The following is a 23,454-nucleotide window of genomic DNA, read 5'->3' on the forward strand; positions in this document are numbered from 1 at the left end:
AAGTCCCTCTATTCTTCAATTTTTACAACATGATTGCCATCAAAGAAGTATAAGCATTTCTCTTTCACAGGATGCTGTAAGCTTTTCTCAAGTGCCTTTGCATATAAAGAAAGCTGCACTTTATATCGTTCTTCTAAAATTGGTTGCGCCTGATCGAATCCGCCCGGGAACTTCCCTTCAATCGTATCCGTTTTAAAGTCAATTAAAGTGATGCCGTCTTCCTCTTCAATCATGCAGTCAATAACCCCTTGGACAAGAATTGATTCTCCACTCTTCCCTTGCCAATCTTGATATGCTTCTTCTGCTGCTAGCATCATCGTAAATGGTACTTCACGCTCAACACTTTTCGCCGCTAATACCCTTTTACCTAGATCACTATCAAAGAATGAAATCACTTTTTCGATTGCTATTTCTTCTGCTTGTTCGAATGTTAATAGTTCTTTATTAACCATGCCACTAATTTGCTCCCGAATCACTTCTTCTGTAATCGGCTTCTTCAAATCAACATGCTGCATAACAGCGTGAACTGCCGTACCTCTTTCAGCGTATGTTAATCCTTTTTTCTCCATAAAACGAGGACGTGTTTTAATTGGTGCACGTAGTTTTTTAATAAAGGCGTTATCGCTACCTTCTTCAGATTGATAATTTCTCTTTATTTCCGTAACAGATTGTTTCGCACGGTGAGATGTTGCTTCCACATATCCGTACTTCCACATTAATCTGTCATACACTTCATCTTTTCGTTCACTTTGCAGGGGAACAGCTTTTTTCTCACGAAGTGCTTCTAGTAATTCTTGTTTCTCTTCTTGAACCGGTTCTGGCGCGAGTAACGTTTTGCCGTCAACAACTTCTACTTTCCAGCTCGTGTCGTAGTCATAAATTTCACCTGGAATACTCCCTTGTCCTAATTCAAGAAGCATTTCACTATCACGATGTCTATATAATGAAGGTGCAATCCAGTCTAAATAACAAGACGCCCCGGCACGTATATGGTCTGGTAATAACCATTCACTATGCTCTCTTGCATCAAGCCATTTTTCCATTTCCTTATTTGCATCTTTAACTGTACCAATTAAAATTAATTTCTCTTTTGCACGCGTTAACGCTACGTATAATACACGCATTTCTTCCGCGATTAATTCCATTTTCATTTTACGCTTAATCGCTAATTGCGATAATGTCGTATATTTAATTCGTTTACGAGGATCAATAAATTGTGAACCGAAACCGAAGTCTTTATGCAGTAAGAAACGCTTCATTAAGTCTTGTGTGTTAAAGCGGCGACCAAGTCCCGCTACGAATACGACTGGGAACTCTAATCCTTTACTTTTATGAATTGTCATAATGCGAACGACATCTTCTTGTTCACCTAAAGCTCTCGCCGTACCCATATCATCACCGCGTTCTAAAATACGTTCAATAAAACGTAAGAAGCGGAATAATCCTCTAAACGATGTTGCCTCATATTGTCTTGCGCGGTCATATAGTACGCGTAAGTTTGCTTGTCGTTGCTTTCCGGCTGGTAAACCACCGACAAAGTCGTAATAACCTGTCTCACCGTACACTTTCCAAATTAAATCAGAAAGAGACTGTTGACGCGCGAATTCACGCCATCCTTGTAGTAAGTTATAGAACCACTCTAATTTATCATGTAGTTCTTTTTCTTCTTCAAGCGGTGCTCCTTTTAAGAATGAGCTCATCACTTCATAAAACGAGCCTTTCTTTCCGTGAGCACGAAGCGTTGCAAGTTCTTCATCATTTAATCCAACGATGGGTGAACGAAGCACTGCTGCAAGCGGAATATCTTGCATCGGATTATCAATCACGCGGAATACGTTCATCATAATATTTACTTCTGTCGCTTCAAAGTAACCAGTCGCAAGATCAGCGTATACTGGAATTCCTTGCAACTTTAACTCTTCCATAATTTGCGGCGCCCACGGCATAGAGCGAAGCAAAATAACGAAGTCGCGGTATTGTACAGGGCGCATACTATCCGTTTTACGGTCATACACTTCATAACCTGAATCAACCATCGCTTTAATACGCTGCGCCATAAGTCGAGCTTCAAGCTGTGCTTTTTCTACTTCCGCACCTTCTTCACCGTCTATTACTTCTTCTTCCGTTTGCTGAATACATAGTAGTTCAGCCGCTACATCTTCACCTTCTGGATAGGTAGCACCTAACTTTAATTCAGCGTCAGCATCGTAGTCAATTTCTCCGACTTCTTCGCCCATAATTTGTTTGAAGATAAAGTTCGTACCTGCTAATACTTCATGACGACTACGGAAGTTTTTCGCTAAATCAATCTTCATTCCGCCGCCTAATCCTTCTTGCGTGAAGCGTTTATACTTTCCTAAGAATAATCCTGGTTCTGCTAGTCGGAAACGATAAATCGACTGCTTTACGTCACCTACCATGAATAAGTTTCCTTCACTCTCAGAATCTTTCGTTACGAATTTAATAATCGATTCTTGTACGAAATTCGTATCTTGATATTCATCAACTAATACTTCAGCAAATTTATTGCGATATTGAAGCGCTACTGCAGATGGCTTCATTTCACCATTTTCACTTTGTTCACTTAAAATTTGTAAACAGAAATGCTCTAAATCTGTGAAATCGACCATTCCTTTATCTCGCTTCATTGCTTGGAAACGCTCGGTAAATACTTTTACAAGTTGAACAAGCTTCTCTAATACAGGATGCATATCTTGAAAATCTCGTAAGAAACTTTCAGGTTTGCGGCTAAATAGCTCTTCTTGTAATTTCTTCACTTCATCTTTCGCTTTATTACGAAGAGAGTCTACTTGTTTTACAACATCTTCATTGTAATCACTTTTCTTAATACGCTTTAACGTTTGCCACGATACGTTTTGCATCGCTTCATACACGCTTGTCCACGATTCACGAGCGGCTGATGATAACGTTCCAAGTAAAGCTAAATCTGCTTGCAGTGTTTCAATGCGAGGCGCTGGACCGTCAGGAAGCATTGCGAGTTCCGTAGCTTTACGAATATGCTGTTCCGCTGTTTCAAGCTGGAATCTCACATCTTCTAATAAATAAGAAGCATACACTAAATCTTCAATTGTCTTTCCTTCTACGTCGTATGCTTCTACTAATTTATCGAGCCATTTTTCCGGATTTGGATGCGCTCTTGATTCTGTATGAAGTGCTAAAATCATACGCTGTAAGTCATCATCACTACGATCACTCGTATAACGATCAACGAGTTCAAAGAATATCGTATTATCTTCAATTCCATACTCAGCTTCTAATATGTCGTCTAATACTTCTTCTTTTAATAATTCGTTTTCTGTTTGATTCGCAATGCGAAAACGAGGATCAACATCAAGCATGTAGTAGTATCCTCTAATTACTTGTAAACAAAAGGAGTGAATCGTTGAAATAGAAGCTTTATTTAATAAGCTAAGTTGCTTTCTTACGTGCTGCGACCCTGGCTCATCAATTAATACTTTTTCTAACGCTTCCCCAATTCTGTTTTTCATCTCTTGCGCCGCTGCATTCGTAAATGTTACAACGAGCAGGCGGTCGACATCGACTGGATTTTCTTCACTTATAATCTTTTTAATAATACGTTCAACTAATACTGCTGTTTTCCCTGATCCAGCTGCTGCTGCGACTAAAATATCACGTCCGTTCGCTACAACCGCTTTCCACTGGTCATCTGTCCACTGACTACCTTCTGGTTTTTTAGGCCAATTTTCAATCATTCTCCGCCAACCTCCTCTCTAATTTTCTCCATCGCTTCGCTATCTTTCATATCTTTTAGCGTACGGAATTGATTATCTTCAAGTGATTCATCGAACTGACAAACAGATTTGAAGTTACAGAACGTACATGCCGCTTTATTCCCCTTTTTGTAAGGAGCAATATCGATAACGCCTTCTGTAATGTCTTTTCCGATATTTTCAAACGTATGGTGTACGTATTTTTGCAATACGTTAAACTCTTGTTCACTTGCAATGCTCGAACGCGCACTAAAGCTACCGTCTTTTTTCAGGCCAGCAGAAATAATATCAGAGCTTCCTGTTGAAAGTTTATTATCCATTAAACGAACAACATCAGCATCGCCTAGCACGAGTCCTTTCATTTTAAATTTCTTTAAAATTTCTTTTTCGATTTCTGCTTCAGATGCGTCACCTTTCATCTCAACGATTGGGTTATGAATATGGAAGTACAGTACACCAGCCGGTGATGCAGTGCCGCCTTTTTTCATCCACGTATGTGCATTTGAAGTAACAACATCTAAATACGTTAACATTTGAAGTGCTAATCCGTAATACACTTCCGTTAAGTCTAACGCTTTTGAGCTTGATTTATAGTCAATAATACGTAGGAACGTACCACTTTCATCTTCTGCCTTATCAACACGGTCAATACGGCCAACTACTTCCATCTTCACACCATTTGGTAATGAGAATTCCATCGGTGGAAGAGATCCTGTACCACCCATACCGAATGGCACTTCTAAATCAACTGGTACGAAACCACTTGATTTCGCGTGCTCACGAAGAATGATTGACGTACGGAAAATGATTTGTTGTAGTTTTTGTTTTAAATAGAAATGACGGTTTGAACTTAATAAAATTTGTCTTTGTAATAACGGTGCAATCTCTTCTATTACTAAAACAGAAAGATGCTCACACTCTTTTATTGATAAATCCGCCCAAGTACGATTTTCACGTAATAGCCTGTCTGCAATTCTCTTCAGCGCTGCATGGAATAGTTCGCCGATATCTGGCGCATCTAGTTTGAAAATATCACGCTCTCTTAATGATAAACCGTGCTGCGCGAAATGAGCGTACGCACAACGGTTAAATAGTTCCATACGAGAAACGCTTCCTTTTATTTTATCTCCGTATAAATCTCTACTTACAACTGAACTTAGCTTTTGCGCACGATTTCGGTAGAATAAGCTTGATAATACGCGGCTACTTTTTTGCTTCCATTCATCTGAAGTAACGTAGAAATTATATACGTCCCACCAAAAGTCTAAATTCCCTTCAAATCCGTATCGCTTCCACGTCTGTAGTTGCTGCATAACGTAAGATAACGTTACTTCTGGCGTTGCTACGTATGAAATTTGTTCTGAACGCGATAAATCATTTACGTCATTCGTAATAAATGTATCTTTCACATCAGGGAACATTCTTTTTATTTTCTTAATAAAACTAGACGCAAGTAACGTCTTCCCTTCCTCATCTGCTAGCGGACAAGAAATGTATAATTTCTCAGTTGCTCTCGTTACCATTTGGTACATAACGAACTGTTCTTCTAATAAAGTTTGTCTCGTCGTTGGCGCTAATTCGATACCTGCAGCGCTAAGAACATCTCTTTCTTCATCAGAAAGCATACCTTCATCCATCGGTACTGCTGGAATAACTCCTTCATTTACGCCAATGACAAATGTTGCTTTCACATTTGATAATCTTGAACGATCAATATTCGCAATTAACACTTGGTCTAATGACGGCGGAATGTTGGCGAATTGAAGCGCCTCAAGACCTGTAGACATAACGTCTGTGAACATAGAAAGTGACATTTTTTCTTCGCCAAGCATCTCTACGAACGTATCAAGAAGGCTCATTACTTCTTCCCATACTTGTTCATGATCTGTCGCAAATAAGAAATCTCCGCTCTCTTCTGCAAGAATACGTAATGCTTCTAGTTTTTTTGGAACATCCAGCTCTTCTAAAAATAAGTAAACAGCTTCGCACATTTGCATAACTGTTCCCGCACGCTTCAGTCTTTTTTGCATACGAATAACAGGCGTTCTTACAACGTCACGCAATCGATTTATTTTCTCTTCCATTTCACGTTCACTGTCTGTAATCATCCCGTCCGTATCGTCAAGAGAACGATAGCGACGATACATCCACGGATCTTCAGAAGTCCATCTCTTTCCTTGTACACCGTACGCTAAACAGTAGTTTTCAAATTCATCCATCTCTTCACGCATCGCTTCTTTTCTTACGTCTAGTGGATATAAAAGCTCTGTTTTTACGCAGCGGAACACTGCATCATAACGCCAATTTCCGCTAATAATCTCTAGTGCAGAACGAATGCATTCTACTAGCGGATGATGTGACATCGGGCGTTTTTCATCGATGAAATGCGGGATATTATAATCTGTAAATAACGTTCGCATTACATCGTAATAACTTTCCCCGTTACGAAGAAGAACCGCGATATCTCGGTAACGATAGTCTTCATCTGCCACAAGTCTACGAATTTCACGCGCAACGCCTTCTACTTCAGCTCGTAAATTCGCTGCTGTACTAATCGTTACACTCGCTTCTCCGTGAAACTTTTCATTTGGACGAGCTTCGTAATGCGTTTCTAAATGTGCTAATGATTGCGAATGAAAACGCGGTTGTTCCATAAGTGGAATCGTTTTTTCAATTTCTATTTTCTCTTCACGCGCTACTTGTTTTATTTTTTCATACGTTAACGTCGTTTCATAAAATAAATCTAGTTCATTTACTGGCTGCGCTAACGTTTTTTCATCTAGTGTTAACGTGATTGTCACTCTCGCACCGCAAATCATAAGCTGTCTTACAATTTCTAGTTCTTGCGGTGAGAATGAATGAAATCCATCTATATAAATTTCGGCCCCATTTACATATTCAGACTGCGGAAGCTTTTCGACTAGTAATTGCAAATAGTCTTCTGAATCTAAATATTTTCCGATTAAAGCACGCTCAAAATCATCATATAGTAGTTGTAAATCATACACTTTATTCGCTAATAGTTTTTGTTCAGCACTGCTACTATGTGCATCTAATTGTTGCCACATTTCATATACGTTAGATGGCGTCACGTTGTAACGTTTAAACTCCGCAATCATACTACCAAGATGTTCAAAAAAACCGTTTTGCTCCGCTGCTTTTTGGAACACTGATAATCCATCTTTACGAGACTCTACAATTTTACGAAGTAACATATGTACGCCCGCTTCATCAATGTGAAGACGACTCGCTCCGCCAACTTCTTGCAGTACCTTCCAAGCTAACCGTGAAAAACTAAAAACTTGTGCCCGAATAGAACCTCTAACATCCTCACTACCAATTAACGCCTGCTGCGTTTGGAATGTCATCTGTTCTGGCACAAGATATAATATTGTTTCCCCTCTTGGACGTTGCTTTAACTCTTCTTGCACTTCGTGTAAACAAAGTGTACTTTTTCCACTTCCCGCTCTACCAATCACAAATCGAAGTGACATGTAACCCCACCTTTCACTTACATAACGAACGTTAGTTTGCTACTATAATTGTATTATAGTACACGAAAAAAGACAAACGGAGTAGTTTGTCTTTTTCTATACTTCTACCTATTATATCAACCTTTTGAAAAATTCGTTTGCACCTCTTGAATTGGCCAATATCGTAAATCAACTTTACCGACAACTGTATCAGCTTTTACAAATCCAAAGTGTCTACTATCCCAGCTCCCGAGGCGGTTATCACCCACTACAAAAATATATCCAGGTGGTACCGACTTTTCTTTCGTTAACTCTTCTAGTTTAAAATCACCTGTTAGTTGTCGTCCATTTATCTCTTTCTTATACGTTTCTAAATAAGGTTCATCCACGAATTGTCCGTTTATATATAATTTATCATGCTTATATTCAATTTGATCTCCAGGTAAACCGATAATTCGTTTTACATAGTCCTCTTTTTTATTCGCATGAAACACAACAACATCAAACCTGTTCAAGTCCCCCACTTGATAACTCACCTTATTTACAACGAGCATATTGCCATCTTGCAATGTCGGCATCATTGACTTCCCCTCTACAACGTACGTTGAAAAGAAAAACGTTCGAAAAAATACAGCTAATAATACACCAATTAAAATTGTTCGTATCCACTCTATGCCTTCTTTTTTCAAAGTTTTCTTCATCCGCTTCTCCCCTTATCCTTTAATAATGAAGCTTTCCTTTACAAAGAAGACTATTCTTAATGCAGTTCTAATTTTACTTCGATTTTCTTACCGACATACCATAAAATAAAAATACCAATTGCTACAATGACTGATTTCACCGGATTGTGAATAAATGACATTAAATCATGACCGATATACGTTAATATAAAAATCATCACAAGCTTTCCGAACGCGAGCGCAAGGCCAAACTGTTTTACACTAATGCGAGATAAACCAGCGACAACATTTATAAGCGCAGACGGTGTAAACGGAAAACAAAAGATGACGAAAATCGGCGCGAATCCTTTCCTTTCAATCCATCCCATTGCCTTCCGTACTCTCTCATGCTTATTTACAAAAGAAAAGAAACGACTGCGGCCAAAATGGCGGATAATGAAAAAGACAAGCAAGGCACCCATTACTGATCCAAGCCAAGAATAAAGAAAACCGAGCCAAAATCCAAATGCAACAGCATTCGCCAGTACAAATACGATGAGTGGCAATGCTGGAATCAACGCTTCTATCATCGGTAAACCAATACCAAGCAGTGGTCCGAATGCTTTATAACTTTCAACAATATGATCCATATTTTCTGGTGAAAAATACTCTTTGATTGTCTGAAAATCCATTCTACACTTTACCCCTTTACTCTAAGTACTACCTCTACTGTATCATTGCCTATATGAAAGAGGAAATGGTAGATACGACATATGGAGATGTAATTATTAAGTTTCCATATCTCCCATTAGAATTCCTTCATTATTATGCTATGATAATCTATCAATATTCGACAAGACGTGTCGCGATCTTGGAAGTGGCTATTTTGTTTTGGCGGCAAATTCCTTGGTAACTGAAATGATATCGGCGATTTCTCGAACATATCGACTTACCAACAAAAGCTGACAAACAAAAGGATGGGGGTGCCCCCATCCTCTCAAACTTCGCCTTCTTTCACAAAATATACTTTCTCGTATGCTGGTTTTAATCTAGATTGTTCAATTTTATCAATCTCTTTAAAACAAGGGCTCCCTTGCTTTTTCCTACGATCTTCATATTCAGTACGCAACTTCGCCGTACGATTTTGTTGATTTTCAAAACTACTTTTTGATATTTCTAATTTCACAGCAAAGCCATTTATAAATCTAACGATAACATTTCCATCTTTTGACTCTTTATTACTTTCGATATAAAAATGAGACAACCAAGCGCACTCTTTTCTAGAGTATGAATAAGTAGGGAAAAAATAAAGTTGATCTGCCGGACTAATCGCAATCGGTGCTTTATGTGTAATATGAGTTAACTCTTTCGTTCCTTCTTTTCTACCTAAAAAACTAGAGCCATGCTTGCGACAACTTCTTTCTATAATATCTAGAGGCTTTTGAAATACGAAAAAAGAATCTTCCATCTCAACAACTCGTGTAACAATTTTCTTCTCACTTAGAATAACTGGAAGTAAGGCCATTGTATTTTTATTTACCACATAGTTTTCGACATAGCGTTCTACTTTACTTTCCATATTCTACTGTCTCTCCTTTTTTCCATTTATATTAGCAGCTGCATATATAATTTTAGCATCTATGAAAAGGAAACGGTTTACAAATTTCGCTTTTTTACAATACTTTATCATTTGTCAAATATCTTTTAAATTAAAAAAATAATAATATATTGATTTTTAAATAAAAAACCTAAACAAAATGCATTTATACTACCTATAAATATTTACAACTACTTCCTCATTTCGCATCATTACGACAATTAACTTTGCTATAATTAAAATAAAAATCCAATATATGGAGGTCTACTATGGAAGAAAAAGAAATGCAACCAACGATTCACATGAAAAATAGTAGCATTGTGATCGTGAAAAATTCAGCTAGCATTATATTCGCTTTATTTTTCATTCTATTATTTTTTGCAAAGCCTTTTCATAAATCGAAATGCTCTGAATGTAAGAAACGTGCGAAGAAAAAAGTTGAAAAAGAAGAGTAAAAGGCCTTCCAATTTTGGAAAGCCTTTTACTCTTCTTCCTATTTTCTTCCGAGTGCCCTTATATCCCCTTTTTTAATATTACTACATACAAAAAATATGATTAAAAATCATCCACTACGTTAAAAAGTACTTGTACGTGTTACCCATTTTTATTAAGAACTTCAACTTTATACATCACTAGCAACTTTTTAATTCGTTAAATCTGCAATATAAGTTTTGTATAGAATTCCATTTCAAAACACAAAATATGTAAGTGATTATTTATGATTACATTAGTTTTTTATGTAATTCCAAAAAGGAGCTGTATAATATGGAGAAAAAAAGTCTATTAAGCCAACAGATTAATAGCGCCCCATCAGATGCTCTGAATACCCCTAGTAAGGAGCAAGAACAAATGTTAGAAACATCATCTCAAGACGAACAAAATTCTAACAACAATGCTAACAAAAAAGATATTAATCAAAGCCTATATGGCGCAGATTTACCCATTTCAGATGTAGACAGAACAACAAATAAAGTGAAACTTTAATCAGTGGGGGTTTTGTTCATCCCCCACTGATTATTAGTTGAACCAATCGGACTTTTACGGACAGTTGATCCCCCACCTAACTTCTTTGCTTCCGCTGAATTTTGAGGTGAGGGTCTTACTGCCCGTTAAAGCGGGATAAAAAATGAATTGCAAAGAAAAAAATTAAGAACAAATAAAGTTTTACTTTCTCGTTTATAAAGTAAAACTTTATCCAACCCTCAATAATTGAGCGGTAACAAGCAGTTGATCTCCCGCCGAATTTTAAGATGAAAAGACTTTCTCCACAACAAAAAAAGGATGGCAGCAGCCATCCTTTTTTCCATAATAAACTATAAAATTATAGTTTGATTACGTTTTTAGCTTGAGGTCCACGGTTACCTTCTTCGATTTCGAAGCTAACTTTTTGACCTTCTTCTAGAGATTTGAAACCTTCAGTTTCGATTGCAGAGAAATGTACGAATACATCGTTTTCGCCTGGAACTTCGATGAAACCGAAGCCTTTTTCGTTGTTAAACCATTTTACTTGTCCTGTTACTGCCATGATTATTTCCTCCTAAGAAAATACAAATTTTTATTTTTTTAGTCTTCCTGTCTAAAAAAAGAATCCACACATTATCAAATACGAAACATAAACTAGTTCTCACATACTTTTTCTCGTTCGTTTTCAGCACTTGATAACATATGGATTGCTTAATTTAACTATTCAACTGGGACTATCATAGCACATTAAAATAAAATGTACAATCTTTTTTGAAAATAACTGACAAATTAAATTGATTGCACATTCGTAAATATTTGATTTTAATACGTGCAGAATTCACTATAAAATGAACACAAACATTATTTGAATGCGATTATATCCCTTGTTCTGAAGTGTTACAATATAATTTGGAGGGGATTATATGTCAAACTACACCAATGAAGAAAAGCTTACAGGAGGAAACGTCTCAAATGTATATCGTTCTAAAAATACTGTTCGGCGAGAATTAAAGCCTGGTAGCTCACAAATCCATACATTATTACAGCACTTAGAAAAGAAAGGATTTCATCATGCTCCAAAATTTTTAGGTGTAGATGAAAAAGATAGAGAGATTTTATCCTTTATTGAAGGAGAAGCTGGCAATTATCCGTTAAAAGAATATATGCGATCTAATGATGTTTTAAAAGAAATAGCAAAGATGCTTCGCCTTTATCATGATGCGGTAAGTGATTTTCCGTTATTAAATGACTGGAAACCGATGGATCGTACTCCAAATGATATTGAAGTTGTATGCCATAACGATTTTGCCATATATAATATTATTTTTCATGACGAGAAACCAGTAGGTATTATTGATTTCGATGTTGCTGCTCCTGGTCCAAGAATTTGGGATATCGCTTATACGCTGTATACTTGTGTACCTTTAAGCAGAGTATATTATACGGAATCAGGCGAGGCAGTTCATTATGAACCTGCACAACATGCTAATCGCATGAAAGAAAGAGTGAAATTGTTTGTCCAGTCCTACGGGAAAAGTATGGAAGAAGATTACATAGGTATGGTACTACTACGCCTAGAAGCGTTATGTACGTATATGAAAAGAAAAGCGCAAGAAGGCGATGTGAACTTCCAAAGAATGATTGATGAAGGACATTTAGAGCATTACGAGAAAGATATAGAGTTTATTCGTGATCATGGAGCTGAGTGGATTTAATCATATTGTCTTTTTTTGTCGGTAAGTCGATATCCTTTGTCGAATCGTCGATATATTTTCATACACTCTCGAATCGGGCGAAAAATAATAAGGGGCACCCTTCAAACAGGTGCCCCTTCCTTTTATTTCGTAAACTGTGCTTCTTCTGTAGATCCTTTTAGCGCTGTCGTTGATGAAGTACCGCCTGTAATAACTTGTGCTACTTCATCAAAGTAACCTGTTCCTACTTCGCGTTGATGACGAGTTGCAGAGTAGCCGTGTTTTTCTGCTGCGAATTCTGCTTGTTGTAGTTCAGAGTACGCTGCCATGCCGCGCTCTTTATAGCCGCGTGCTAATTCAAACATGCCGTAGTTTAATGAGTGGAACCCAGCAAGTGTTACGAACTGGAACTTATAACCGTAAGATGCGATTTCTTTTTGGAAGCTCGCGATTGTTTTTTCATCTAGTTTTTGTTTCCAGTTGAATGAAGGTGAACAGTTGTATGCAAGTAATTTCCCTGGATGCTCTTTATGAATTGCGTCTGCAAATCGTTTTGCATCTTCTAAATTTGGTTCAGACGTCTCACACCAAACGAGGTCTGCGTATGGAGCGTATGCTAAACCACGTGCAATTGCTTGATCAAGACCTGCTTTCGTACGGTAAAATCCTTCCGGTGTTCTTTCTCCTGTAATAAACGCTTTATCAACTGGATCGATATCGCTCGTAATTAAATCTGCTGCATCCGCATCTGTTCTTGCAACGATAATTGTCGGCACTCCCATTACGTCAGCAGCAAGGCGTGCCGAAATTAAATTACGTACCGCTGTTTGCGTCGGTAGTAATACCTTTCCGCCTAAATGACCGCATTTTTTCTCTGAAGATAATTGATCTTCAAAATGCACTCCAGATGCACCTGCTTCAATCATACCTTTCATTAGTTCAAAGACGTTTAATTGTCCGCCAAATCCAGCTTCTGCATCAGCTACAATCGGCACGAAATAATCTGTATCACCGCTTCCTTCCATGTGCTGAATTTGATCCGCACGTTGAAGTGTTTGATTAATTCGTTTTACTACAGCAGGTACGCTGTTCGCTGGATATAAACTTTGGTCCGGATACATATGTCCCGAAAGGTTCGCATCCGCTGCTACTTGCCATCCACTTAAATAAATTGCTTTTAGCCCAGCTTTTACTTGTTGCATCGCTTGGTTTCCTGTTAATGCGCCAAGTGCGTTAATGTAATCTTCCGTATGAAGTGATGACCAAAGCTTTTCAGCACCGCGGCACGCTAACGTATGTTCAATATCAATTGACCCGCGCAGGCGAATTACATCTTCTGCTGAATATGGACGTGTGATTCCTTTCCAACGCGTATCTAGTTCCCAGCTCTCTTGTAATTTCTCGATTCTTTCGTTTTTCATTTGTTCCATCCCCTTTTCATTTTTTATAAAATTTCATAACCCGGTAATGTTAAAAATGGTACGAATTCCTCATTCCGAACGAGATTTGTAAACAACGTTGTCGCCTCTTGGAATCTCCCTTTCTTAAAGGCTTCTTTACCAATCTCTCTTTCTATTTTTGCTAGCTCTTCTTCTTTTAGCTCTTCCATCAATTTAAGCGTAATATTACGACCATCATGTAGCTTTCCGCCTTCATGACGAATCCATTGCCATACTTGTGCTCTAGAAATTTCCGCTGTTGCCGCATCTTCCATTAAGTTATAAATTGGTGCTGCTCCCCGTCCGCTTAACCAAGATGCGATATATTGAATGCCTACGCTAATATTTAGGCGAAGCCCCTCTTCTGTAATCGTTCCCACTGGTACTTCTAATAAATCCTGCTCTGTAACATGTATTTCTTCACGTTTTCTAAAAATTTGATTCGGTGTTTTCATAATGTGATTAAATACTTCCATCGCGACTGGTACAAGTCCCGGGTGGGCAACCCAAGTCCCGTCATGACCGTCTAAAGCTTCGCGCTCTTTATCTGCACGCACTTTTTCAAAAGCTGCTTCATTTGCTTCTGGATTGTTTTTAATCGGAATTTGCGCTGCCATTCCTCCAATAGCTGGTGCATTACGGCGGTGACACGTTTGAATGACTTTCAAAGAATACGCGCGCATAAACGGTGCCGTCATCGTGACTTGCGCTCTATCTGGAAGTAAAAATTCATTATGATTACGGAAACTCTTTAAAAAGCTGAAAATATAATCCCATCTTCCGCAATTTAATCCAGCAGAATGATCTTTAAGCTCATACAAAATTTCATCCATTTCAAACGAAGCGTGAATCGTTTCTAGTAACACCGTTGCTTTGATCGTCCCGTTTGGAATACCGATATATTTTTGAGCAAATACGAAAACATCATTCCACAACCTTGCTTCTAAATGGCTTTCCATTTTCGGTAAGTAAAAGTATGGACCGCTTCCTTTTGCTAGAAGAGCTTTCGCATTATGGAAAAAATAAAGTCCGAAATCTACTAAGCTACCAGACATATTCTTCCCTTCAACTTGCATATGTTTTTCTTCTAAATGCCATCCTCTTGGACGCACAATTAATACAGCTGTTTTACTATTTAAACGGTATTCTTTCCCGTTTTCATTTTTATGTGAAATCGTTCCCTGCACAGCATCTCGTAAGTTTATTTGACCTTCAATCGCATTCTCCCAAGTTGGGGAATTAGAATCTTCAAAATCCGCCATAAAAAGATGTGCTCCTGAATTTAAAGCATTAATAACCATCTTTCTATCTACTGGCCCAGTAATCTCTACGCGGCGATCCTCTAAATCTTTTGGCAACTTGGCAATTGTCCAATCCGCTTCACGTATGTGCTTCGTTTCTTTTAAAAACTTCGGAAACTCCCCTGCATCAATTCTCTTTTGTTTCTCCGCACGCTTTTGTAAAAGCTCTATGCGGCGCTCATTGAAATTTCCATGTAGTTCCTTCAAAAAACTAAGCGCCTCAGGTGTCAATATTTCGTTGTACGCTGGCAACATTTCTCCGGGCAATGTAACCCGTGAAGTTTGCGTCGACATATTAGCATCCCCTTCTTAAACTGTCTTATAACAGATTTGATTTTATGTTTTATATTATATAACAAATCTTCAGAAAAGGAAGTTTTTTTCGAAAATTTTATTGTTTTTTATAAAACTGTATTCTTTTACCGGCATTACACATATAAAAAGAAGCTGGTGTTATACAACACCAGCTTCTTTTTATTATTTTATTCAAACATTGATTTAAATAAGAACTGCGCATATTGTTCACGTGTTACCTTCATGTTCGGAGCGAAGTTACCCTTGCCGTCCCCTACTGAAATTCCATTTGAACCTACTGCATTAATCGCATTTTCTGCCCAATGTCCCTTTGGTACATCGTTAAATTTCGCTGATCCTTTTACTTCTAATCCAAATGCTTTCGTAAGAACTTGCGCCATTTCTGCACGTGTTAACGTAGCTTTTGGTCTAAAGTTTCCTTTCTCGTCACCTGTAAAGATACCTAATTCTGTTACTGCTAACACTTCAAAAGGAAACATCGTTGATTTATCATCAACAATATCATTATACGGGCTTTCTAATACCTCATCTTCTCCAAATTGCTCATCAAGATCAAGTGCACGATAAATTAAAGCTGCTACTTGTTCACGAGTTACGTTATGTCCAAAACCGAACACACCATTTCCATAACCAAGCATAATTTCTTCTTCTGCTAAAATTTGAATTGCTTCATAAGACCAATGTCCTGCTGGTACATCTTTAAAGATTGCCTGACTTGTTTGTTGCGGCTTTGCAGCTATTTCAGCCTTTGCTGTTGTCCCTTCAGCACCAAATGCTACTCCCCCCATAATTGTTAAAGCTGTTGCTACTTTTAAAACTTTTTTCTTCAAAGTATTCTCTCCCTAAAAACATATTTTTTTCTAATATAAAGAATTAATGGAAGCGTAACAATACAATTTCCATGTGATTTTTGTCTAATTTATGAACTATATTTCATATACTTTCATTTACACTCTATTAATAATAAAGTTACTAAACCGTATATTTAACCATTAAAAAGTTACTTTATTCAGTTTCTTATTTTCCACTAAATCCCCAAAAAATAAATTACGAATAGCAAATCGATATACTTATAATTAATTTTAAATAAGAAAAAAGCGTGGAATTCCCGCGCTTTTTTCTTATTTAAATTATATTAATATAATTTAAACGTCCTTATATTTTACTTTTATTCATAATTCTCATCTTTTACTGGAAAATAAAAAACAGCTTTATTTAAAAACGTTGCATATTGCTCTCGTGTTACAACTTTATTCGGTTCAAATTTCCCATTTCCTGTTCCTACTATGACATGATTAGACTGCAGTGCACTAATCGCATTTTTTGCCCAATGATTATTTGGCACATCTTTAAATGTATGGTTCTTCTTCACCTCAAATGTAAATGCCTTCGTAAGAATTTGCGCCATTTCTGCACGTGTTACAGGTGCTGTTGGTCTAAAGTTCCCTTTTTCATCACCTTGAAAAATACCATGCTCTGTTAATACTAAAATTTCATCTAAAAACATTGTTGCCCTCTCAGAAATATCTTTGTATGGATTTTTTAAAGGTCCTTCTTTTTTCAAATTCAATGTACGATAAAGTACTGCTGCTACTTGTTCTCGTGTTACATTATCTCCTACACCAAACTTACCATTTCCATATCCTAACATTACTTTATTGTATACTACGTCCATTATATCGTCATATGCCCAGTAGTTTACTGGAACATCATCAAACACAATCATTTCTGGGTATTCTTCTGCCTTTACATTCGGGACATTCGTACTTACAAACAAGCCGCCCATAATAGTTACTGTTGCCATTATACGTAACATGTTCTTCTTCATTGCCCTCTCCCCTTTATCTCCATTTGGAAAAACGGAAAATAATAGACTGAAATCCTTTCCAATATTACATATGTTGCCTTCGCACCCATTATGCAATATATTACATTTAAAAAATCTATTATTGTGAAAATCACTACTAAAGGAGAGCCAATTCGCTCTCGATTTCAACTTTTATACCGAATTGTACGCAAATCAATTTTCTTTCCTGTATTCATGTAAAGGTGTTTCTATAATATAAATATTCTACTTTTTTTAAAAGAAATCCTTCACATTTTAAGAGTTCATTTTCTAGACAAAAAATGCAATTATATCGACTTAACTACAACATACGACAATATTAACCTATCTATTAATAAAAGCTCATAATGAGCGGAAGATAACGCTTCCACAAATTATGAGCTTTCTCTTTATCTATTCCATTTTCCCTGGAGAATTATCAATTGCTCGTTGTAAAAACTTCGCAAATTGCCCGCGTGTAACGAGCATTTCAGGCTCGAACTTGCCATCTCCCGTTCCAACGACAACGTTATTAGACTGTAATGCGCTAATTGCATCTCTTGCCCAATAGTTTTCTTGTATATCTGTAAATGTATGCGGATATTTTGTTTTCAACTCATATGCTTTCGTTAAAATTTGTGATAACTCTGCACGAGTCAGTGTATCTTTCGGACGGAAATTTCCATTTTCGTCGCCTTTAAAAATACCAAGCTGTGTTAAGCGTAAAATTTCGTAAGGGAACATGGTTGATTTCGTACTAATATCTCCATATGGATTCCCATTAATCGCACTTCTTTTTACATGAAGTGCGCGGTATAATACTGCCGCCGCTTGTTCACGTGTTATATTATCTTCTACACCAAACTTACCATTTCCATAGCCATACATAATGCGGTGATATACTAAATTCGTAATTTCATCATATGCCCAATGATCTGTTGTTACATCATCAAATTCTATCATCATATTAGGGCTAGATTTCTGGATAACATCTGTATTTGCAGACACACCATTTGCGCTTACAAATATTCCCCCCATTAAAGTTAACGATGTCGCTATCTTTACTAGCTTTTTCATCTCTCTCATCTTCCTTTTCCTTTATTTTCCTAAAAATTATATTGTACAAAAAATAAGAAAATTATCAATAGAATATTATCTAATTATTTACAATTACGAATACAATTTTTCTTTTACTACTATTTCCTCATCCTTCGTTTTTCGAAAAGTAAATGCCATCCCTACAAATATAAGAACAATCCCTACTATTTGCATACTAGTCGGTCTAAACCCGGTAAAGACTGTATCTAACAGTATTGCAACCGCTGGATCTAAAAACACTAATACAGAAATTAATCTAGTCGATAAATCTCTTAAACTGTCAAAAAATAAGTAATATACAAATCCAGTATGTATAAGACCTGTCGCTGTAATCATCATCCAGTTCATTTCTGTTAACCCTTGAAATTTGCCAAAATCTACGAATGGTAGCAATAAAAATATACCTAAAAAAGTTTGTAAAAATGTCATCGCATATGCGCTCGTATGCTGAATTCCTTTTCCTAATAAAGTAGTAAAAGCATAAAATAATGCTGCAAGAAGTGCCCATACCATGCCAGAAGACATCAATTTTTCGAGCGATAGACTTCCATCTACTCCAGCTACTAAAACGGTTCCGATAAAACAAATGACAATGGACATAACTGCAAACACTGTAAGTCTCTCTTTAAATACAATACTACCAATCATTAATACGATAATTGGTGCAAGATGGTAAACTGAAATCGCAATTGTAATCGACATAACTTCAAACGCTTTAAATAGAAATACCCAGTTAAAAACGAGAAATACACCACATGCTAATATTTGCATAACTTCTTTTTTATTCCATTTCTCATTTTTATACTGTCCTGTTACGAGCCAACATAATGCTAAAAATATAGTCGCACAAATGCAACGAACGAATACTAATTCAAAAGACGGTAAACCTGTTTGAACAGAAAAAAATCCAATTGATCCAAAAATAGACATCGAAAGGATCATTTTTATAGCCGGCATTGATTTTTTATTGAACACCCTTTCTCTCCTCCTATAAACTATCTTTTACAAATGAAAAATCTCCAAAACATTACGTATTATTATATATTACAATCGGAAAATTGTAAAAAATTAGAATATATTAAGTGATAGCTGCACAAAATTCCCATAAAAAAATCATCCTTTGTTATATAGGATGATTTTTTATTTATTGAGTGGAATTTTTCTATATTAAAACTTAAATATACTACTACTTTTGAAGAGTAAATTGGGCAACTATTTGTTTTAATTCTCCTGCTGCATTATGCATATGTTCAATTGAAACCGAGATCTCTTGAACAGATTTTTCTTGTTGTTGAATAGACTCTTTTACCCTATCAGTTCGGTCAGATGATCTTTGGGAAATTTGAGCCATGTCTTCTGCAGAAGCCGAAATCTCTTCACTACTCGCTGCAATTTCATCTGTAGACATAGATACCGTTTGAATTTGCTCAGATACTTGCTGTACTTTTTCTGTAATATTTCCAAATACTTTTTCTGTGTGCATTACTACTTGTGTACCTGCCTGTACCTCATTATCTACTTTCCCCATCATATGTACGGTATGGTTCGTTGTTCCCATAACTTGAGTAATAAGCTTCTCAATTTGTTTTGCAGAATTACTAGATTGTTCTGCTAATTTCCTTACTTCATCTGCCACAATTGCAAATCCTCTACCACTTTCCCCAGCACGGGCAGCCTCAATTGCGGCATTTAATGCTAATAAGTTAATTTGAGAGGTAATACCTTGCATAACATCAATGATTTTAACAATTTCTTCTGATTGTTCTTTCATAGTCTCTACTTGTTTCACACCGCTATGTACTGAATTTTGGATTATATCCATCTGTTTAATCATTTGTTTCATTAACTTATTACCACTCTCTGCATCTAATGCTGACTGAGCAGACAATTCATTTACAGATGATGATGTATTCACTATACTCTGCATTCCTTGTGTCAACTCTTCCATCGCACCCGCAGTTTGTTCCATTGCCTGCATTTGGCCCTCTGCACCATTTGCAACTTCTTCAATATCCATCGTTATTTTCTTCGCTGCACTGCTAGATACTTCTGATGCAGATACCACTCCGTCTGCATGTTGGAATAAAAGCTGAATATTATTCTCTACTTCTTTCATATTTGTTCTTAACCCTGTAATCATCTCATTAAAATCACTTACTAATACACCTAATTCATCTTTAGCATTATACTCACCATGTACAGTTAAATCCCCATCTTTTGCTTTTTCCATCATAAGACTAACCGTTTGTAAAGGGGCAACTATAAGCTTGCTAATAATATAACTTACTATACATATAATGACTGTAGTAACTACTACAAGAATGATAAAAGTAATAACGGACCGCTCTATCATTTTTTGAGAATCTTTAAATACTTGGTCAGCTAAATTTGAAACATACGCTTCAAGATCTACAGCATAACTAGCTAACTCTACTCCCTTCGGTTTTAATTCCTTATGAAATTCGTTTACCATTTGAGATTCATTTGTTACCTTCGCTTTATCAAACAACTTCTTATATGTCTCCATATAACTTGGCAAAGATTTCTTCATCTTCTGAAACAGTTCATCCTCTTGCTTACTTAAATTGAAGCCATCATCATATTCTTTTAATAAAGAATCATATTTTTCAAGATCCTTTTCAATATTACCAATAATCCCCTCTTTATTTGTCCCCTCATTTGGTGACGCTGTAATTAATTCTAGTAAGTTATACTCTAGTGAATTTTGTGTACGAAGCATTCCTTCTAATAAAACTACAGAATGTTGATAATCATCTACTACAACCTCTGTATCATGCTTAATCTTGTTAATAGAATTAATTGCTACGCAGCTCATAATTACCATGCTCAATACTGCTAATGAAATAAGCGATAATAATTTATATTTCACTTTTAAATTTTTTAAAAAATACATTTTTTCACCTTTATTCCTTTATATATAGATTTTTAGAATTTTATAGCTTATTATTTACAAAATCGCAATAAAAAGCAATGATAAATATTCCCAATATAAAACTTATATCTATAAAAAAGAAGTAGCATAATCGCTACTTCTTTTTGCTTTGTTTCTCATATTGTTCAAACGTATGAATTCTTTCGAAAATTGGTGGATGTGTGTATAAGAAAAACTTTACTAACGCAGGAGGATTTACTTGACTTAAACTCGTTTTTGATAAATATTGAAACGTTTTTACACCAGATTTCCCGTCCTTCGTCATATCTAAAGCATATTGATCTGCCGCTCGTTCTTCTATACGAGAAACATAGTTTGTTGCTGGCTGTGATACAAAAGAGAGTACAGAAGAAATTAAGAAAAATAAAGGTAAAATTGAAAAACATGCTACTTTTGAAATTTGCAGCGTATCTCCCCATTTTCGAATACACATATTGATAATACGACTAATGAGAAACATCCCTATAAACGATAGCAACACATAACTCGCTACGCCCCAATATATATGTTTCATAACATAATGCCCCATCTCATGGGCCATTATAAATAAAATCTCTTTATCTTTTAATTGCTTAAGCGTTGTATCCCACATTACAATACGAGCGTTAGGCCCAATTCCTGTTACGTAAGCATTTAATGCATTCGTTTTTTCCGACATATTTACTTCATATACGTGCTTAGCTGGAATGTCAGCTTTGTCTGCTATCGCTAAAATTTTCGTTTCTAATTCTTTATTTTTTAGCGTCGAGAAGTCGTCATAAAGTGGATCAATAACGACAGGCTGTATAAATGTTAAAAAGATTGTAAATGGAACAGAGAGTGCCCATCCCGCTAGCCACCATCGCTTCGGGAATTTACGGATAAGCCATAGCAGAACGGCAACTATAATTAACATCGTCGCATAATTCACCCAAAAATCGATAACATGATCTTTTATCCAGCTTTGTGTACTTTGTGTTGAAATGCCGTAATCAACGGACACTTTTCGGCTAATCCATTGCATCGGCAAGGCAAGAACTGTTGTGAGTAGTGATAAATAAAAGAAATAAATCGCAACTTGCAGGACACTTATTTTCGTCGTTTCCTTCGACCATTTCTCAAACTTTCTTGAAACACCAAGCACAAGTACAAATAATAATATAATCCATTCCAGAGGCGTCGCTAAAAAGTACAGTAAATTTTTCACGCGCGAATAATCTTGGCTTAGCGTAAGCTCTCTTGCATTCATAAACGTTTCTGGATCTGCACTCGTTCCTTTATACATGTCCGGAATAAGTTCATGATTCCATCCAAATAAATACCAATATATAAGCAAGGCAAACCCAACGTACAAAAAAAGCGACCACCCAATAACCTTCCTCACGCTATTCCCTCCTCTATGCTGCCTGTCTATTATTATTGTAAGTTCGTACATGCTAAATTAGAACAAGCTTATTATGCGAATGGCTCGCGAGCCTTCTATTTATATAAAAAAACTCTTCTACAAAAAGAAGAGTTTTACCTACCTTTAGACACTTTCTTCGGTTCATACTCTGGGATAAGAAATATACTTACAACCCAACATATTAAACCAGCGCCTTTTATATAGCGGATATATTCATAGTCTTGAAAAAATAACGTCGTTACAATAATCGTAAAAAAACCAATTAAAACTAGTACGTATCCTATTTGCTTCTTAGATAACATAACGCCACCCCTTAAGGAAGTACATCCATTAATAAACTAAAATCTTGTAAAGAAAAAGAACTATATTTCATAATACCTTGTACAGCTAATAGTAAAATAAGACCGGTCACACACATATAATTAACGCTTTCTTCACTCTTTTTTTCAGCAACTATTCCGCCACTTATACATAAAATCCCTAACAAATGGAGTGCTAAATACATAAAGAAATAAGCTTCCTCCCAGCGAAGAATAACATTGACTGTCGTTATCAGTACAATACTAAGCAAAATCAAATAAAAAAACTTATTTGATGATATTGTTTCATTCATATAATTTTATACATCCCTTTCAAATTTAGAATTAATGATGTTTCAAAGCTATAAAGTAAATGATTGTTTTCATACTATAAAACAAAAGGAAAGCCACTATTACTTTCTCGAATACTTTATGAACCCACGTATGCTTCTCTTCATTCTTTCTGAAGATACGCTTCATCATTTCTTCTACTATTAGACCAAATAGTAGTAAAACCCCTAGCACAATAAGAAGAGAAATAATATTTTCTTTTAAATGATTACTAGAGAACAAATAATACTCTGGAAACACAATCGTATCTACTACAGGTTGAAGCCAATGACAAATGCTTTTATCACACATATCTGTAATAGACGTAGCATCTATAATCTCTTTCAATATTTTTTCAATCGTCTTCTTCAT

At 36.3% G+C, this 23,454-nt stretch carries 20 protein-coding genes; 3 read left to right on the forward strand and 17 right to left on the reverse strand.

Annotated features, from left to right (window positions below; all coding sequences use genetic code 11):
• Positions 1–8: 8 nt before the first annotated feature.
• The 5 genes from addA to AC3WTI_RS12365 all read right to left on the reverse strand — a co-directional run bounded on the left by addA (position 9) and on the right by AC3WTI_RS12365 (position 9,463).
• The gene (gene addA, locus AC3WTI_RS12345; RefSeq protein WP_097840685.1) at positions 9–3,734 is read right to left on the reverse strand and encodes a helicase-exonuclease AddAB subunit AddA; all 3,726 of its coding nucleotides are present in this window, start codon (positions 3,732–3,734) and stop codon (positions 9–11) included.
• Positions 3,731–7,246, reverse strand: a complete 3,516-nt coding sequence (gene addB / locus AC3WTI_RS12350; RefSeq protein WP_097840686.1) for a helicase-exonuclease AddAB subunit AddB — start codon at positions 7,244–7,246, stop codon at positions 3,731–3,733. The genes addA and addB overlap by 4 nt, the downstream gene beginning before the upstream one ends.
• Positions 7,247–7,362: 116 nt before the next feature.
• Complete coding sequence (gene lepB, locus AC3WTI_RS12355; RefSeq protein WP_048567025.1) at positions 7,363–7,926, reverse strand: signal peptidase I; 564 nt, start codon at positions 7,924–7,926, stop codon at positions 7,363–7,365.
• Between the two features lie 56 nt (positions 7,927–7,982).
• A complete protein-coding gene (locus AC3WTI_RS12360) occupies positions 7,983–8,576 on the reverse strand; it encodes a TVP38/TMEM64 family protein (RefSeq protein WP_000347517.1) in 594 nt (197 codons plus the stop codon).
• A gap of 305 nt (positions 8,577–8,881) precedes the next feature.
• On the reverse strand, positions 8,882–9,463 hold the full coding sequence (locus tag AC3WTI_RS12365) for a competence protein ComK (protein WP_097840688.1): 582 nt from the start codon (positions 9,461–9,463) through the stop codon (positions 8,882–8,884).
• A 287-nt stretch (positions 9,464–9,750) separates the two neighbouring features.
• On the opposite strand from AC3WTI_RS12365, the gene AC3WTI_RS12370 reads away from it, so the two are divergent.
• Positions 9,751–9,936 (forward strand): hypothetical protein, encoded by a 186-nt coding sequence (locus tag AC3WTI_RS12370; RefSeq protein ID WP_087957696.1) that lies wholly within the window; start codon positions 9,751–9,753, stop codon positions 9,934–9,936.
• A gap of 310 nt (positions 9,937–10,246) precedes the next feature.
• Positions 10,247–10,465 (forward strand): hypothetical protein, encoded by a 219-nt coding sequence (locus AC3WTI_RS12375; protein ID WP_029437811.1) that lies wholly within the window; start codon positions 10,247–10,249, stop codon positions 10,463–10,465.
• Between the two features lie 337 nt (positions 10,466–10,802).
• Here the strand turns inward: AC3WTI_RS12375 and cspA are convergent, their stop codons facing one another.
• Positions 10,803–11,006: an RNA chaperone/antiterminator CspA gene (cspA, locus tag AC3WTI_RS12380; RefSeq protein WP_000301522.1), complete on the reverse strand. Its 204-nt coding sequence runs from the start codon at positions 11,004–11,006 to the stop codon at positions 10,803–10,805.
• Positions 11,007–11,367: 361 nt separating this feature from the next.
• Between cspA and AC3WTI_RS12385 the strand changes: the two genes are divergently transcribed.
• Entirely contained in the window at positions 11,368–12,159 is a 792-nt protein-coding gene (locus tag AC3WTI_RS12385; protein ID WP_097840689.1) for a phosphotransferase, read from the forward strand.
• A 122-nt stretch (positions 12,160–12,281) separates the two neighbouring features.
• On the opposite strand, the gene aceA is transcribed toward AC3WTI_RS12385, so the two are convergent.
• The 11 genes from aceA to AC3WTI_RS12440 form a co-directional block, all read right to left on the reverse strand.
• Complete coding sequence (aceA, locus tag AC3WTI_RS12390; protein ID WP_087957693.1) at positions 12,282–13,559, reverse strand: isocitrate lyase; 1,278 nt, start codon at positions 13,557–13,559, stop codon at positions 12,282–12,284.
• Positions 13,560–13,582: 23 nt separating this feature from the next.
• Positions 13,583–15,172 carry a malate synthase A gene (gene aceB / locus AC3WTI_RS12395; protein WP_087957692.1) on the reverse strand — a complete coding sequence of 530 codons (1,590 nt, stop codon included), beginning with the start codon at positions 15,170–15,172 and terminating at the stop codon, positions 13,583–13,585.
• A gap of 188 nt (positions 15,173–15,360) precedes the next feature.
• Positions 15,361–16,023 carry an S-layer homology domain-containing protein gene (locus AC3WTI_RS12400; RefSeq protein WP_087957691.1) on the reverse strand — a complete coding sequence of 221 codons (663 nt, stop codon included), beginning with the start codon at positions 16,021–16,023 and terminating at the stop codon, positions 15,361–15,363.
• Between the two features lie 338 nt (positions 16,024–16,361).
• The gene (locus tag AC3WTI_RS12405) at positions 16,362–17,021 is read right to left on the reverse strand and encodes an S-layer homology domain-containing protein (RefSeq protein WP_087957690.1); all 660 of its coding nucleotides are present in this window, start codon (positions 17,019–17,021) and stop codon (positions 16,362–16,364) included.
• A 411-nt stretch (positions 17,022–17,432) separates the two neighbouring features.
• Complete coding sequence (locus tag AC3WTI_RS12410; protein ID WP_097840692.1) at positions 17,433–18,104, reverse strand: S-layer homology domain-containing protein; 672 nt, start codon at positions 18,102–18,104, stop codon at positions 17,433–17,435.
• Between the two features lie 84 nt (positions 18,105–18,188).
• Positions 18,189–19,091: a DMT family transporter gene (locus tag AC3WTI_RS12415; RefSeq protein ID WP_144488386.1), complete on the reverse strand. Its 903-nt coding sequence runs from the start codon at positions 19,089–19,091 to the stop codon at positions 18,189–18,191.
• Between the two features lie 211 nt (positions 19,092–19,302).
• Entirely contained in the window at positions 19,303–21,030 is a 1,728-nt protein-coding gene (locus AC3WTI_RS12420; protein ID WP_097840694.1) for a methyl-accepting chemotaxis protein, read from the reverse strand.
• Between the two features lie 133 nt (positions 21,031–21,163).
• Positions 21,164–22,432 carry a M48 family metallopeptidase gene (locus AC3WTI_RS12425; RefSeq protein WP_142286615.1) on the reverse strand — a complete coding sequence of 423 codons (1,269 nt, stop codon included), beginning with the start codon at positions 22,430–22,432 and terminating at the stop codon, positions 21,164–21,166.
• A 134-nt stretch (positions 22,433–22,566) separates the two neighbouring features.
• Positions 22,567–22,755, reverse strand: coding sequence for a hypothetical protein (locus AC3WTI_RS12430; protein WP_087957685.1), 189 nt, complete (start codon positions 22,753–22,755; stop codon positions 22,567–22,569).
• An 11-nt stretch (positions 22,756–22,766) separates the two neighbouring features.
• The gene (locus tag AC3WTI_RS12435; RefSeq protein WP_087957684.1) at positions 22,767–23,066 is read right to left on the reverse strand and encodes a hypothetical protein; all 300 of its coding nucleotides are present in this window, start codon (positions 23,064–23,066) and stop codon (positions 22,767–22,769) included.
• Positions 23,067–23,097: 31 nt separating this feature from the next.
• Positions 23,098–23,454, reverse strand: a complete 357-nt coding sequence (locus tag AC3WTI_RS12440) for a hypothetical protein (protein WP_142305814.1) — start codon at positions 23,452–23,454, stop codon at positions 23,098–23,100.

The sequence above is a fragment of the Bacillus sp. EB106-02-03-XG38 genome (assembly GCF_058792175.1).